Annotated in this window: 14 protein-coding genes; all 14 read left to right on the top strand. The window is 64.4% G+C overall.

Annotated features, from left to right (window positions below; all coding sequences use genetic code 11):
• Positions 1 to 351 precede the first annotated feature (351 nt).
• The 14 genes from rplO to AC0KW6_RS04755 all read left to right on the top strand — a co-directional run bounded on the left by rplO (position 352) and on the right by AC0KW6_RS04755 (position 14,954).
• Positions 352 to 822 (top strand): 50S ribosomal protein L15, encoded by a 471-nt coding sequence (gene rplO / locus AC0KW6_RS04690; protein WP_024088557.1) that lies wholly within the window; start codon positions 352 to 354, stop codon positions 820 to 822.
• Positions 823 to 933: 111 nt separating this feature from the next.
• Positions 934 to 2,298, top strand: coding sequence for a preprotein translocase subunit SecY (secY, locus tag AC0KW6_RS04695; protein ID WP_024088558.1), 1,365 nt, complete (start codon positions 934 to 936; stop codon positions 2,296 to 2,298).
• Positions 2,295 to 2,942 carry an adenylate kinase gene (locus AC0KW6_RS04700; protein WP_323775801.1) on the top strand — a complete coding sequence of 216 codons (648 nt, stop codon included), beginning with the start codon at positions 2,295 to 2,297 and terminating at the stop codon, positions 2,940 to 2,942. The genes secY and AC0KW6_RS04700 overlap by 4 nt, the downstream gene beginning before the upstream one ends.
• Positions 2,943 to 3,212: 270 nt before the next feature.
• The gene (rpsM, locus tag AC0KW6_RS04705) at positions 3,213 to 3,581 is read left to right on the top strand and encodes a 30S ribosomal protein S13 (protein ID WP_323775800.1); all 369 of its coding nucleotides are present in this window, start codon (positions 3,213 to 3,215) and stop codon (positions 3,579 to 3,581) included.
• Positions 3,582 to 3,596: 15 nt separating this feature from the next.
• Positions 3,597 to 3,986, top strand: a complete 390-nt coding sequence (rpsK, locus tag AC0KW6_RS04710; protein ID WP_024088561.1) for a 30S ribosomal protein S11 — start codon at positions 3,597 to 3,599, stop codon at positions 3,984 to 3,986.
• Between the two features lie 113 nt (positions 3,987 to 4,099).
• On the top strand, positions 4,100 to 5,116 hold the full coding sequence (locus AC0KW6_RS04715; RefSeq protein ID WP_323775799.1) for a DNA-directed RNA polymerase subunit alpha: 1,017 nt from the start codon (positions 4,100 to 4,102) through the stop codon (positions 5,114 to 5,116).
• A gap of 175 nt (positions 5,117 to 5,291) precedes the next feature.
• Positions 5,292 to 5,720, top strand: a complete 429-nt coding sequence (rplQ, locus tag AC0KW6_RS04720) for a 50S ribosomal protein L17 (RefSeq protein ID WP_024088563.1) — start codon at positions 5,292 to 5,294, stop codon at positions 5,718 to 5,720.
• Positions 5,721 to 5,893: 173 nt separating this feature from the next.
• Positions 5,894 to 8,305 (top strand): CHASE3 domain-containing protein, encoded by a 2,412-nt coding sequence (locus AC0KW6_RS04725; protein WP_474034245.1) that lies wholly within the window; start codon positions 5,894 to 5,896, stop codon positions 8,303 to 8,305.
• A gap of 303 nt (positions 8,306 to 8,608) precedes the next feature.
• Positions 8,609 to 9,688 carry a 3-deoxy-7-phosphoheptulonate synthase gene (locus tag AC0KW6_RS04730; RefSeq protein ID WP_323775797.1) on the top strand — a complete coding sequence of 360 codons (1,080 nt, stop codon included), beginning with the start codon at positions 8,609 to 8,611 and terminating at the stop codon, positions 9,686 to 9,688.
• Positions 9,689 to 9,965: 277 nt separating this feature from the next.
• The gene (locus tag AC0KW6_RS04735; protein ID WP_474034246.1) at positions 9,966 to 11,357 is read left to right on the top strand and encodes a trypsin-like peptidase domain-containing protein; all 1,392 of its coding nucleotides are present in this window, start codon (positions 9,966 to 9,968) and stop codon (positions 11,355 to 11,357) included.
• Entirely contained in the window at positions 11,357 to 12,679 is a 1,323-nt protein-coding gene (locus tag AC0KW6_RS04740; protein ID WP_474034247.1) for a replication-associated recombination protein A, read from the top strand. Before AC0KW6_RS04735 ends, AC0KW6_RS04740 begins: the two co-directional genes overlap by 1 nt.
• Positions 12,680 to 12,865: 186 nt before the next feature.
• Positions 12,866 to 13,246, top strand: coding sequence for a fluoride efflux transporter CrcB (gene crcB, locus AC0KW6_RS04745; protein ID WP_323775794.1), 381 nt, complete (start codon positions 12,866 to 12,868; stop codon positions 13,244 to 13,246).
• Positions 13,243 to 14,289, top strand: coding sequence for an RluA family pseudouridine synthase (locus tag AC0KW6_RS04750; protein ID WP_323775793.1), 1,047 nt, complete (start codon positions 13,243 to 13,245; stop codon positions 14,287 to 14,289). Before crcB ends, AC0KW6_RS04750 begins: the two co-directional genes overlap by 4 nt.
• Positions 14,286 to 14,954: an HAD-IA family hydrolase gene (locus AC0KW6_RS04755; protein ID WP_474034248.1), complete on the top strand. Its 669-nt coding sequence runs from the start codon at positions 14,286 to 14,288 to the stop codon at positions 14,952 to 14,954. Before AC0KW6_RS04750 ends, AC0KW6_RS04755 begins: the two co-directional genes overlap by 4 nt.
• The last annotated feature ends 2 nt before the right edge of the window (positions 14,955 to 14,956 follow it).

Raw genomic sequence — 14,956 nt, forward strand, 5'->3', positions numbered from 1 at the left:
CCGGCACCTGGAACAGGGCTCCGGTCTGGCACCCGGAGCGCGCAAGACGCGTTTTCGCATGGGGGCAGCCCCATCCCATCTCCACCCCGGCGGCGCCGCCCCCCTTTAACGGCCAGCCAGCGACGGAACGGACACAGAGAGACAAGCGGCAGAACACGCAACCGGCAGGGCAGGGGCCTTGGCGGGCGGATTCGCCTGCGCCGCCCGTTTGCCGAGGCCGCGGGGCTTGATCCCTTCCCGCATCCCGTCTATAGGCACCCGGTGGCGTTCTGCGCCACGGAATCACCAATCAAGAAACGCCGCGGTTGGCCCATCACGCTTCGGGGGCCACATCCGGCAAGGAGAAGCGACATGAAACTTCACGAACTCAGCGACAATCCTGGCGCAACCAAAAAACGCATGCGTGTGGCCCGCGGCCCCGGCTCTGGCAAGGGCAAGATGGGCGGCCGTGGTATCAAAGGTCAGAAATCCCGTTCGGGTGTTTCGATCAACGGTTACGAAGGCGGTCAGATGCCCTTGTACCAGCGTCTGCCCAAGCGCGGCTTCAACAAGCCGAACCGCAAGGCATACGCCGTTGTGAACCTGGGTCTGATCCAGAAATTCATCGACGCAGGCAAGCTGGACGCCGCCTCGATCACCGAAGATTCGCTGATCGCATCGGGCCTGGTGCGCCGCAAGCTGGACGGTGTCCGCATCCTCGCGAAGGGCGAAATCACCGCCAAGGCCACCATCACCGTGACCGGTGCATCGGCTGCTGCCGTTGACGCCGTTGCAAAAGCTGGCGGCGCTCTGACTGTGGCAACTGCAGCCGCCGCAGAGTAACGGCTTGTGAGCGGCGCCAATGCCGCTTACATAGTCTTCGAGTTTTCCTAGAACGCCGCCCGAGCCGGAAAACGGTTCCGGGCGGCGTTTCGCTAAAGAAGAGACCTTTTCATGGTATCAGCAGCAGAACAAATGGCGGCGAACACCAGCTGGGCTGCCCTGGGCAAGGCCACGGATCTGCGCAACCGGATCCTGTTCACCATCGGCCTATTGATTGTCTACCGCCTGGGCACGTTCATTCCGGTTCCGGGAATCGATGCGGCAGCCCTGCGCCAGTTCATGGAGCAGGCGGGCCAGGGCATCGGCGGCATGGTGTCGATGTTCACCGGCGGCGCGCTCGGCCGGATGGGCATTTTCGCCCTTGGCATCATGCCCTATATTTCCGCCTCCATTATCGTTCAGCTTCTGACCTCGATGGTGCCCGCGCTTGAGCAGCTCAAGAAAGAGGGCGAGCAGGGCCGCAAGAAGATCAACCAGTACACCCGCTACGGCACCGTGGCGCTGGCGACCGCGCAGGCCTACGGCCTCGCCGTGTCGCTGGAGCAGGGCGACCTGGCGACCGATCCGGGCATGTATTTCCGCATGGCCTGCATGATCACGCTTGTGGGCGGCACCATGTTCCTGATGTGGCTGGGCGAGCAGATCACCCAGCGCGGCATCGGCAACGGCATTTCGCTGATCATCTTTGTCGGCATCATCGCCGAAGTTCCCGCGGCAATCGCCCAGTTCTTCGCCTCCGGCCGCTCCGGCGCGATCAGCCCCGCGGTGATCATCGGTGTGATCCTGATGGTGATCGCGGTGATCATGTTCGTGGTGTTCATGGAACGCGCCCTGCGCAAGATCCACATCCAGTACCCGCGCCGCCAGGTCGGCATGAAGGTCTATGACGGCGGCTCGTCGCATCTGCCGGTCAAGGTCAACCCGGCGGGCGTGATCCCGGCGATCTTCGCCTCCTCGCTGCTGCTGCTGCCGACCACCATTTCGGCGTTCTCTTCGGGCGCTGCGACCGGTCCGGTGATGTCCTGGCTCTTGGCGAACTTCGGTCCCGGCCAGCCGCTGTATCTGCTGTTCTTCGTCGCGATGATCGTGTTCTTTGCCTATTTCTACACCTTCAACGTCTCCTTCAAACCGGACGACGTGGCGAACAACCTGAAGAACCAGAACGGCTTTGTCCCTGGCATTCGTCCCGGCAAAAAGACCGCGGAATACATCGAATATGTTGTCAACCGCATCCTGGTTCTGGGCTCCGGTTATCTGGCGCTGGTCTGCCTGCTGCCTGAGGTGCTCCGCGGCCAATTCGCCATCCCGGTCTATTTCGGCGGCACGTCTGTTCTGATTGTGGTATCCGTTACCATGGACACCATTCAGCAGGTGCAAAGCCACCTCCTCGCGCATCAGTATGAGGGGCTTATCGAGAAAAGCCAGCTGCGCGGGCGCAACAAGAAACGGACAAAACGGGGACCCTCTCGCCGATGACCAACATTATTCTTCTTGGCCCGCCGGGGGCGGGTAAAGGTACGCAGGCGCGCTACCTGGTTGAAACCCGCGGCATGGTGCAGCTCAGCACCGGCGACATGCTGCGCGATGCCCAGACCTCCGGAACCGAAATGGGCAAGAAGGTCGCTGCCATCATGGCCGAGGGCAAGCTGGTCACCGACCAGATCGTCATTGGCCTGATCCGCGAGAAGCTGCGCGAGGGCGCCGAGGGCGGGTTTATCTTTGACGGGTTCCCGCGCACCCTGGCGCAGGCGGATGCGCTTAGCAAACTGCTGGAAGAGATGGATCTCAAGCTGGATGCAGTGATCGAGATGCAGGTCGATGACGCGGCGCTGGTCGCCCGCATCACCGGCCGCTCGACCTGCGGCGGCTGCGGCGAGGTTTATCATGACCAGACCAAGCCCTGGCCTGCCGACGGCAAATGCGCCAACTGCGGCAGCGACGATGTGCAGCGCCGGGCGGACGACAATGAGGACAGCCTCAAGACCCGTCTGATGGAGTATTACAAGAAGACCTCGCCGCTGATCGGCTACTACTACGCCAAGGGCAACCTGCAGCGTATCGACGGCCTCGCCTCGATTGAGGAAGTCCGCAAGAACATGGCCTGGATCATGGGCGAATAATGCCTGCCGCAGGCTGCGGGGCGGCAGCGCGTCCCTGTGCCGGAATACCCAATCCCTGCCAGACCGGCGGGGCTTCTCCTTTAGGGCTTGACGGCCCATTTCCCAGCCCCTAGTTACCGGCATCCCTTCTGGGGACGATTCCCGGCGGGCAGATTCGTTTGCCTGCTTAACTACCTCGAAATGCTGGACCCTCTGGCCACACTGCCACGGTCAAGTGTTGTGAAAAAAGGTTCCGGCGTTACGGAACCGCAACCAAAAGGAAAGTGACACGTGGCACGTATTGCCGGCGTTAACATCCCGACTGCAAAGCGGGTTCCCATCGCCCTCACCTATATCACCGGTATCGGTAACACTTCGGCCAAAGCGATCTGCGAAGCCGTTGGCATCGATCCGACCCGCCGTGTGAACGAACTCAGCGACGCCGAAGTTCTGGCCGTGCGCGAGCACATCGACGCCAACTTCACCGTTGAAGGCGACCTGCGCCGCGAAGTTCAGATGAACATCAAGCGCCTGATGGATCTCGGTTGCTACCGCGGCCTGCGTCACCGCCGTAACCTGCCCGTTCGCGGTCAGCGTACCCACACCAACGCTCGCACCCGCAAAGGCCCCGCAAAGGCCATTGCCGGCAAGAAGAAGTAAGGGAGGGTTCGATCAATGGCACGTGATAAGACACGCGTTAAGCGTAAAGAACGCAAGAACATCGCAACCGGCGTTGCGCATGTGAACTCGTCGTTCAACAACACCAAAATCCTGATCTCCGACGTGCAGGGCAACGCGATCGCTTGGTCGTCCGCCGGCACCATGGGTTTCAAGGGTTCGCGGAAATCCACCCCCTATGCCGCACAGATGGCTGCAGAAGATGCAGGCAAGAAGGCACAGGACCACGGTGTGAAGACGCTGGAAGTCGAAGTTCAGGGCCCCGGTTCGGGCCGTGAATCGGCACTGCGCGCACTGGCTGCCGTCGGTTTCAACATCACTTCGATCCGTGATGTGACCCCGATCGCGCACAACGGCTGCCGCCCGCCGAAGCGCCGCCGCGTCTGATTTTGAATTTTTGCTGGGGCCCCGCTTGATTCGCAGGGCCCCAGTGCGTCATTTAAACCTCGGGCGTCCTTGGCCTTTCGGACATGGGGCAAGGACAGGAATGGAGGGAACGCATGATCCATAAGAACTGGGCAGAGCTGATCAAGCCGGCACAGCTGGAAGTGAAGCCGGGCAATGATCCCGCACGCCAGGCAACTGTTGTTGCAGAACCGCTGGAACGCGGTTTCGGCCTGACCCTGGGCAACGCGCTGCGCCGCGTGCTGATGAGCTCGCTGCAGGGTGCTGCCATCACCAGCGTGCAGATCGACAACGTGCTGCACGAGTTTTCGTCTGTTGCCGGTGTGCGTGAAGACGTCACCGACATCATCCTGAACCTCAAGGGCGTGTCCCTGCGCATGGAAGTCGAAGGCCCCAAGCGGCTTTCGGTCAATGCCAAGGGTCCGGCTGTCGTCACCGCCGGCGACATCGCCGAAACCGCCGGCATCGAGGTTCTGAACCGCGATCACGTCATCTGCCACCTGGACGACGGCGCCGACCTGTTCATGGAACTGACCGTGAACACCGGCAAAGGCTATGTCTCGGCAGACAAGAACAAGCCGGAAGACGCTCCGATCGGGCTGATTCCGATCGACGCGATCTATTCGCCGGTCAAGAAGGTCTCCTATGACGTTCAGCCGACCCGTGAGGGCCAGGTGCTGGACTATGACAAGCTGACCATGAAGGTGGAAACCGATGGCTCCATCAGCCCTGACGATGCCGTGGCTTATGCCGCGCGCATCCTGCAGGACCAGCTGTCGATCTTCGTCAACTTCGACGAGCCGGAATCGGCTGGCCGCCAGGACGAGGACGACGGTCTCGAGTTCAACCCGCTTCTGCTGAAGAAGGTGGACGAGCTGGAACTGTCGGTGCGCTCGGCGAACTGCCTGAAGAACGACAACATCGTCTATATCGGCGACCTGATCCAGAAGACCGAAGCGGAGATGCTGCGCACCCCCAACTTCGGCCGCAAGTCGCTGAACGAGATCAAAGAGGTTCTGTCGGGCATGGGCCTGCACCTTGGCATGGATGTCGAGGACTGGCCGCCGGACAACATCGAAGATCTGGCGAAGAAGTTCGAAGACAGCTTCTAAGACTTCAGAGGGGGGCTCCGGCCCTCCTCTTCAATGCCCGGGCCTGCCGGGGAATAAGAGTGAGAAAGGCTCCAGTGGAGCGTTTCGAGCTTGAATGGGCATCCGCCCCAAGGTGAGTGGCTGACACGCATCAGCTGCCTGACAAAGCAAAAACGCAGATCAAAGGACTATCAATATGCGTCACGCACGTGGTTACCGCCGCCTGAACCGTACTCATGAGCACCGCAAAGCGCTGTTCTCCAACATGTGCGGCTCGCTGATCGAGCACGAGCAGATCAAGACGACCCTGCCGAAAGCAAAAGAACTGCGCCCGATCATCGAAAAGATGATCACCCTGGCAAAGCGCGGCGACCTGCACGCCCGCCGTCAGGCAGCTTCCAAGCTGAAACAGGACAAGGACGTCGCGAAACTGTTCGAGGTTCTGGGCCCGCGTTACAAGGACCGTCAGGGCGGCTATGTCCGTATCCTGAAGGCCGGCTTCCGTTACGGCGACATGGCTCCGATGGCGATCATCGAGTTTGTCGACCGCGACACCGCCGCCAAGGGTGCCGCCGACAAGGCCCGCCTGGAAGCAGCAGAAGCCGCAGCTGAAGCTGAAGAATAAGACGCGCTGAACCCCAGGGTTCACCTGTCTGGCCCCCGCTCCGCCCGGAGCGGGGGTTTTTCGTTTTCCGGCGTCACCCCAAGGGTGTTTAAAATTCACATTCTGCGCGAAAGGGAATCGTAATTTTCTTCTGATTTTACTGCGGCATTCAAGGCAGCTCCGGGGCGAATGCAATGGCAGTAAAAAAGACACCCGCGGCCAGGCGGTTCTCACTGGCAAATCTCAGCACCAAGGTAAAAATCGTTTCGGTGGCGGTATTTCCGCTGCTGCTGGTGCTCGGGGTCGGCGTGCTGGCGGTGGTCAACCTGGGCCGTATGGCGCAGACCGCGCAGGCTGTTGACCACACTCAGAAGATTTTGACCGAAGCGCAGGCGCTGGCGCAGGCCGCCTCTGGAATGGAGGCCGGGCTGCGGGGGTATTTGCTGGCCGGGCAGGAGGCCTATCTGGTGCCGTTTGAGGACGGCCGCGCCAAAGTTGCCGGCTCCCTGGACAGTTTGCGCAGCCTGGCAGCGGGCGATGCGGATTTGCTGGCCGACCTCGATACGGCCGAACAGACATTGGCCGGCTGGCAGGAGAATGTCGCAGCAGGCGCCATTGCCTTGCGCCGCGATATCGGCGACGCCCTGACCATGAACGACATGGCGGCAGAGGTGAAAAAATCCAAGGGCCGGGTCTATTTCGAGGACTTCCGCGCCGAGATTGCCAAGGTGATCGAGGAAGAGGAAGTCGAGCTGAACAACCGGCGCAACACCTTTTCTTCACTGGTGAATGCCGGGATTGCCGATCCGGATTACCTGAACACCTCGCTGCAGGCGGTGGAGCAGACCCATAAGGTCATCAGCAGCGCCAAGGATCTGCTGGCGGCGGCGGTCGATATGGAAACCGGGATGCGCGGCTTCCTTCTGGCGGGCGACCGGGAATTTCTCGAACCCTATATGGAGGGCACCGGGCGCTTCAATGAGGTGCTGGCGGACCTTCGCCTGGCGCTGGTTGACAATCTGATGCAGGCGAACCGCCTGAATAACGTGGCCAGGATCGTTGACGAATGGCGCAGCAGCGTGGTCGTTCCGATGCTGCAGCTGCGCCGGGTGATCGGCAGCGCGGCCACTATGGATGACATGGCCGATCTTGTCGCCCAGGGCCAGGGCAAGGCTTATTTCGACAGCTTCCGTGCCACCATGGCCTCGATCGAGGCCAAAGGCGCCGAGACCATGGCCGCGCGCCGCGCCGTCAATGAGGCGCTTGCCGCCCAGACCCGGATCATGATCCCGGGCGCGATTGCTGCGGCGATCCTGATCGGCGCGGTGATGGCGCTGATCACCGGTTCCGGCATCGCCTCGGGCCTGCGGCGCATCGTGGTGTCGATGCGCGGGTTGGCCGAGGGCAACAATGCCGTCGAGATCAAGGGCCAGAATCGCGGCGACGAGGTCGGCGACATGGCCCGCGCACTGGATAAATTCCGCGAGGAGCTGGTTCGGATGCAGGCGGCCGAACAGCAGAAAGCGGAAAGCAAGGACGCCGAGCTGGGCAATGTGGTGCAGCAGCTGAGCCAGCGTCTGGCGCGCCTGGCGCAGGGCGATCTGACAATCCGCATCGCCGAGGAATTCCCCGAGGAATACGAACAGCTGCGCGCCGATTTCAACGGCTCCATCGACAATCTCAACGCCACCGTGCAGCAGGTGGTCGATGCCGCCTCCAGCATCCGCAGCGGCGCGGCCGAGATCAGCCAGGCCTCCGACGATCTGTCCCACCGCACCGAAAGCCAGGCCGCCACGCTGGAGGAAACCGCTGCCGCCATTGATGAGCTGACAGCCTCGGTGAAATCCGCAGCCGAAGGCGCCCGCAACGTCGAGGCAACCGTGCGCGGCGCCCGCCAGGAGGCCGAAAACAGCGGCGAGGTGGTGCAAAGCGCCGTCGCCGCGATGAGCGGCATCGAGGAAAGCTCGAACAAGATTTCCCAGATCATCTCGGTGATCGACGACATCGCCTTTCAGACCAACCTTCTGGCGCTGAACGCCGGGGTGGAGGCCGCCCGCGCAGGCGAGGCCGGCCGCGGCTTTGCGGTGGTCGCATCCGAGGTGCGGGCGCTGGCGCAACGCTCCTCGGATGCGGCGATGGAGATCAAGACCCTGATCAGCGACAGCTCGCGCCAGGTCGGCGAGGGCGTGGATCTGGTCGGCCGCGCCGGCGGCGCGCTGCAATCGATCGTCGGCCAGGTCAGCCGCATCTCGGAACTGGTGTCTGAGATCGCCGAAGGCGCCGAGCAGCAATCCACCGGCCTGCTGGAAATCAACACCGGCGTGACCCAGCTGGACCAGGTGACCCAGCAGAACGCGGCCATGGTCGAGGAAGCCACAGCGGCGGGCCACATGCTGAACGCCGATGCGGGCAAGCTGTCGGATCTGGTTGCCCGGTTCCAGGTGGCTGGCGGCGGCAGCGCCGGCCTTGCAGCCCCCTCCGCCCCGGCGATGGCGGCCATGGCGCCCTCAGCCCATGGCAGCGAGGACTGGGACCTTGAGGCCAGCCCGGCCCCGGCCGCTGCGGCAGGCGGCAATGCGGCCCGCGATCTTTGGCAGGATTTCTGAACCGCTTCACAAACCCCGCACAGGCTCTCCCCGGCGGAGGGCCTGCTGCCATTTTCCGGAGATGTTCTCCGGGCCCACTTTCGGGGTGACAGCTGCCCGAATCTCCGCTAGCGTCCGGTCCATGACCCGTAGCTATGCCGCATTCTGGTATTTCTTTTATCCGCGCCACATGGCGGACGGAGGGGTCAGCGCGTTCTGAATACAGACAGGAAACGCACCAGGATACCACCAACCGCCCGCAGCTGCCGGCGGTTTTTTTGTATCCGCCGCTGCGCCAAGGGCCGCCGCCAAGGAAGCAGACCCATGACACCCCAGACCGAAAACCTCCGCATCACCGGCATGCAGGAACTGATCTCGCCCGAAGACCTTGCCTCGCAGCTGCCCTCATCGGCGGCGGCCACCGGCACCGTGCTGGCCGGCCGCACCGCCATTCAGGACGTGCTGCACGGCCGTGACGACCGCGTGATCGCCGTCGTCGGCCCCTGTTCGATCCACGACCCCAAGGCGGCAATGGACTACGCCGAACGGCTGGCGCCGCTGCGCGCGCGTCTTGCCGGGCAGCTGGAGATCGTGATGCGGGTCTACTTCGAGAAACCCCGCACCATCAGCGGCTGGAAAGGGCTGATCAACGACCCGGGCCTCGACGGCTCCTTCCGCATCAACGAGGGCCTGGGTCTGGCCCGCCGCCTGTGCCTGGACATCAACAGCCTGGGCCTGCCGGTCGGGACAGAGTTCCTGGATACGGCGGTGCCGCAGTACATCTCCGACCTGGTGGCCTGGGCCGCGATCGGCGCCCGCACCACCGAAAGCCAGATCCACCGCGAAATGGCCTCCGGCCTCAGCTGCCCGGTCGGCTTCAAGAACGGCACCCGCGGCAATGTGCAGATCGCGGCGGACGCGGTGCGCTCGGCCGCCCATCCGCATCATTTCATGGCGCTGGCCAAATCGGGCCGGGCGGCGATTGCGGCCACCAGCGGCAACCCGGACTGCCACCTGATCCTGCGCGGCGGCGGCGGCACCAATTATGACGCGGCCTCGGTCGATGCCGCCTGCAAGCTGGCGGAAAAGGACGGTATCCGCGGCCATGTGATGATCGACGCCAGCCACGCCAACAGCGGCAAGGACCCGATGCGGCAGCCTGCGGTGCTGCGCGATGTGGCGGCGCAGATTGCGGGCGGCGACAGCCGCATCACCGGGGTGATGATCGAAAGCCATCTGGTGGCAGGCCGCCAGGACCTGGGCAAGGGGGAGCTGACCTACGGCCAGTCGGTCACCGACGGCTGCCTGGGCTGGGAAGACACCGTCGCAGAGCTGGAGGCCCTGGCCGAAGCGGTCGCTGCCCGGCGCGCTGTTGCGGCGCAGAGGGAACTGGCGCAGGCCTGAGGCCTGCCGAGACCTGCCAAAAGGGGACGCGCCTAGCGGCGCGTGCCTCCGGCGGGGAGTATTTCGGGCAAGATGAGGGACCGGGGCTTTGTCCGGCCGCCTGCTTCTTCTGGCTCCAAATATCCCGGGGTGAATTGGCCGTCAGGCCAAGAGGGGCAGCGCCCCTCTTCCCTTTAGCCCTGCAAGGCAGCGCTCCATTGCCGTCCTTGACCGCTCCCGTCTTGCAATCCCGGCGTTCTCTCCGCATATCCTTCGCACAGCAACTGTTGGAGCCCGCATGATCCGCCCAGCCTTGACCGCCCTTGCCATTGTTCTTGCCCTGCCGGCCGCGGCCGAAACCCGGGTGCCGCAGACCCAGGCCGAGATCAGCCTGGGCTTTGCGCCGCTGGTCAAAGAGGCCGCGCCGGCGGTGGTCAACATCTACGCCAAGGTGGTGCGCCAGGTGCAGCAGCGCCGCCGTTCGCCGTTCATGAACGATCCGTTTTTCGACGACCTGTTCCGCGGCTTTTCCACGCCGCAGCCGCGGGTGGAAAACTCGCTTGGCTCGGGGGTGATCCTGTCGGGCGACGGCATCGTGGTGTCCAATTACCACGTCGTCGGCAGCGCCACCGAAATCCGCGTGGTGACCTCTGACCGGCGCGAATACAATGCGCGGGTGATCCTGGGCGACAAGGCCAGCGACCTGGCGATCCTGCAGCTGGAAGACGCCGAGGGCCTGCCGCATCTGGAGCTGCGCAACAGCGACGAGGTCGAGGTCGGCGAGCTGGCGCTGGCGATCGGCAACCCGTTCGGGGTCGGCCAGACCGTCAGCAGCGGCATCATTTCCGGCCTGGCGCGCACCGGCATGGGGGCGGGCGACGGCTTTGGCTATTACATCCAGACCGACGCGCCGATCAATCCGGGCAACTCGGGCGGTGCGCTGATCGACGTGAACGGCGGCCTGATCGGCATCAACACCCGGATCCTGTCCCGCTCCGGCGGCTCCAACGGCATCGGCTTTGCGATCCCCGCCAATCTGGTGCGGGAGTTCGTCAATCAGGCCCGCGAGGGCAGCGAAGAGTTCCAGCGCCCCTGGGCCGGCATGGCCGGGCAGCCGGTGGATGCGGACCTGGCGGCCTCCTTGGCGATGGAGCTGCCGGAGGGCATGGTGATCTCCGACCTGCATCGTGAAAGCCCCTTTGCCAAGGCGGGATTCCGGGTCGGCGACGTGATCACCCATGTCGACGGCGAGGTGGTGAACTCGCCCTCCGAGATGGTGTTCCGCATGTCGGTCTCCGGTCTCGGCGGCTCCGCTGAAATCACCCGCCTGCGCGGGGCAGAGCGCGAAGTGGTCGCGGTGCCGATGATCACCGCGCCGGACCAGCCGCCCGCCAACCCGGTGCAGCTGGATGAAAACACCGCGCTGCCGGGGCTGACCGTGGCCCGGATCAACCCGCAAGTGATCAGCCGGCTCGGGCTGCCATTGTCGGCCGAGGGGGTGGTGGTCACCGATCCCGGCCCCTATGCCGGGCGGGGCGGGGTTCAGGCCGGCGACCAGCTGCTGGCAGTCAACGGCCAGGCAGTGGCCAGCACCGGTGATGTTTATGCCATTCTGGCCGGCAGCACCCGCTGGGTCCAGATGGATCTGCAGCGCCGCGGCCGCCACGTCTCCTTGCGGTTCCGGCTCTGATGGCGGATCTGTTCGGCAGCCCCGCATCCGCGGACGGCGATCCGCAGCAGCCCAGTGTGAACCGGCCGCTGGCCGACCGGCTGCGGCCGCAGTCGCTGGCGGAGGTGATCGGCCAGCAACAGGTGCTGGGGCCGGAGGCGCCGCTGGGGGTGATGCTGGCCTCCGGCTCACTTTCCTCGTTGATCTTCTGGGGGCCGCCGGGGGTGGGCAAGACCACCATCGCGCGGCTGCTGGCGCAGGAGACCGACCTGCATTTTGTGCAGATCTCGGCGATCTTCACCGGGGTGCCGGAACTGCGCAAGGTGTTCGAGGCCGCAAAGATCCGCCGCCAGAACGGCCAGGGGACGCTGCTGTTCGTCGACGAGATCCACCGTTTCAACAAGGCCCAGCAGGACGGCTTCCTGCCGCATATGGAGGATGGCACCATCCTCTTGGTCGGGGCGACGACCGAGAATCCCTCGTTCGAGCTGAATGCCGCGGTGCTGTCGCGCAGCCAGGTGCTGGTGCTGGAGCGGTTGTCGCTGGCCGATCTGGAGCGCCTCACGCAGCGTGCTGAGAAGGAACTGGGCCGCGCGCTGCCGCTGAGTGGCGATGCCCGCGATGCGCTGCACGAGATGGCGGATGGCGACGGCCGGGCGCTGCTCAATCTGATCGAACAGGTTGCGGCCTGGAAAGTGGCGGCGCCCTTGGGGCGCGAGGCGCTGGCCAGCCGGCTGATGCGGCGCGCCGCCAAGTTCGACAAATCCGGGGATGAGCATTACAACCTGATCTCGGCGCTGCACAAGTCGATCCGCGGCTCCGACCCGGATGCGGCACTTTACTGGCTGGCACGGATGCTGGAGGGCGGCGAAGACCCGCGGTTTCTGGCGCGGCGGCTGACGATGATGTCGACCGAAGACATCGGCATGGCCGACCCGCAGGCCAATACCGTCTGCCTCAATGCCTGGCAGACCTATGAGCGCCTCGGCAGCCCGGAGGGCGAGCTGGCGCTGGCCAATGCCGCAGTTTATCTGGCGCTGGCGCCGAAATCCAACGCGGTCTATGTGGGCATCAAGGCGGCGCGGCGGCTGGCCAAGACCACCGGCAGCGCGCCGCCGCCCAAGCATATCCTGAATGCGCCGACCAAGCTGATGTCCGAGCAGGGCTACGGCGACGGCTATGCCTATGACCACGACGCCGAAGACGGGTTTTCCGGCCAGAACTACTTTCCCGACGGGGTCAAGCGCCCGGTGCTGTATCAGCCGGTGGAGCGCGGGTTCGAGCGCGAGCTGAAGCGGCGCACGGATTATTTCGCCAATCTGCGGCTGAAGCGGAACAAGTGAAGCGGCTTTCCCTGGGAAAGCCGCGGCCTTGGGCGGGGGGGAGTGACGTCCCGGAAACCGTCCGGGGGACGGGTTCAGTCACGAACGGGCGGAGCCCTGGGGAAAGATGAAAGGGCGGGCGGCCCTGCGCGCAGTGCAATGCGGGCAAAACTTGACATCCTTGCCTGTGCCGGCGACAGGACGGGGATGATGTCTTCGGTTTCCATGGTGGCCCTTGGCGGTGCAATCGGGGCGGTGTGCCGCTATCTGGCCGGGCTGGGAGTGATCCGGCTTTTCGGCCATCACGATTTCCCGGTGGCGGTGATAACGGTGAATGTGATCGGCTCCTTCCTGATGGGGGTGTTTGTGGTGGCGGCGGCGATGCGCGGTCTGACCCACCTGAGCCCCTTGGTGATGACCGGGCTTTTGGGCGGGTTCACCACCTTTTCGGCGTTCTCGCTGGAGACCGCCAACCTGATCGAGCGCGGCGCCTTCGGGCAGGCGGCGCTGTATGTTGTTCTGTCCGTCGGATTGTCCGTGGGCGGTTTGTTTCTGGGCCTGATGGCCGCAAGAGGAGTGTTCGCATGAGCGGCGTTCAGATGATTACCGTCAGCGAAGACGATGGCGGCCAGCGCATCGACCGCTGGCTGCGGCGGCTGTTTCCGCATGTGAACCAGGGGCGGATCGAAAAGATGTGCCGCAAGGGCGAGCTGCGGCTGGACGGCGGCCGGGTGAAGGCCAATACCCGCGTCGAAACAGGCCAGGTGGTGCGGGTGCCGCCGCTGGCGGACAGCGACCTGAAACCTGCCGCCCCGCGGGAGATGCGGATCTCGGAGGCGGATGCCAGGATGATCCAGGCGTGTGTGATCTACCGCGACGACGATGTCATCGTGCTGAACAAGCCCGCCGGGCTGGCGGTGCAGGGCGGCTCCGGCACCACCAAACATGTGGATGGTCTGGCCGAGGCGCTGAAGTTCGGGCTGGAGGACAAGCCCAAGCTGGTGCATCGGATCGACAAGGATACCTCCGGTGTGCTGGTGCTGGCGCGCAACCGCAAGGCGGCGCAGGGGCTGACAGCCGCTTTCCGCCACAAGAACACCCGCAAGATCTACTGGGCGTTGGTGGCCGGCGTGCCGACGCCCTATCTTGGCGAGATCAAGAACGGGCTGGTGAAGGCACCGGGCCACGGCAAGAGCGGTGAAGGCGAGAAGATGATCAACGTGCATCCGCAGGACATCGATGACACGCCGGGCGCCAAGCGGGCGCATACGCTTTATGCCACGCTGTACCGGGTGGCCTCCCGCGCCGCCTGGGTGGCGATGGAGCCGGTCACCGGCCGCACCCACCAGCTGCGGGCGCATATGTCGGGCATGGGCCATCCGATTGCCGGCGATGGCAAATACGGCGGTTCCGGCCAGGAGAACCTGGGCGACGGCTGGGGCGCGCAGTTTGGCGGGGTGATCTCGAAGAAGCTGCATCTGCACGCCCGCCGGATGGTGTTTGAACACCCGGTGACCCACAGGAATGTCTCGGTTGTGGCGCCTTTGCCGGACCATATGAAAGAGAGCTGGGACACCTTCGGCTGGACCGAGGATCTGGCGGCGGATGACCCGTTTGAGGACCTGAAGTGAGTTCACCGCTGCGGCTGATCCTGTTTGACGTGGATGGCACCCTGGCCGACAGCCAGGGCGCGATCACCGGCGCCATGGCGGACGCCTTTGACGGTGCCGCCCTGCCGGTGCCGCCGCGCGAGGCGATCCTGTCGATTGTCGGCCTGTCGCTGCCGCTGGCGATGAAAGAGCTGGCGCCGGATCAGGATGCCGCCACGGTTGACGCGCTGGTGGACGGATACAAATCCTCCTACAGGCTGGCCCGCGAGGCTGCAGGGGCGGGGCATTCGCCGCTTTATCCCGGTGCCCTTGAGGCTTTGGCGGAACTGAATGCGGTGCCGGAATACCTGCTGGGGGTGGCCACCGGCAAATCGCAGCGCGGCGTCGAGGCGCTGATTGCGGCGCATGGGCTGGAGTGTTTCGTGACCCGGCAGGTGGCCGATCACCATCCGTCAAAGCCGCATCCTTCGATGGTGCTGGCGGCGATGGCGGAAACCGGGGTGGAGCGCGGCAGCACCGTGATGATCGGCGACACGCGGTTTGACATTGAGATGGGCAAGGCAGCCGGGGTCACCACCATAGCGGTGCCCTGGGGATACCACCCGGCAGAGACATTGGGCGCCGATTACCTGATCCGCGATTTCGCGGAGCTGCGCCCGCTGCTGGCAGAGATTTGGAAGGCATAAGA

Source organism: Leisingera sp. SA215 (genome assembly GCF_055902035.1).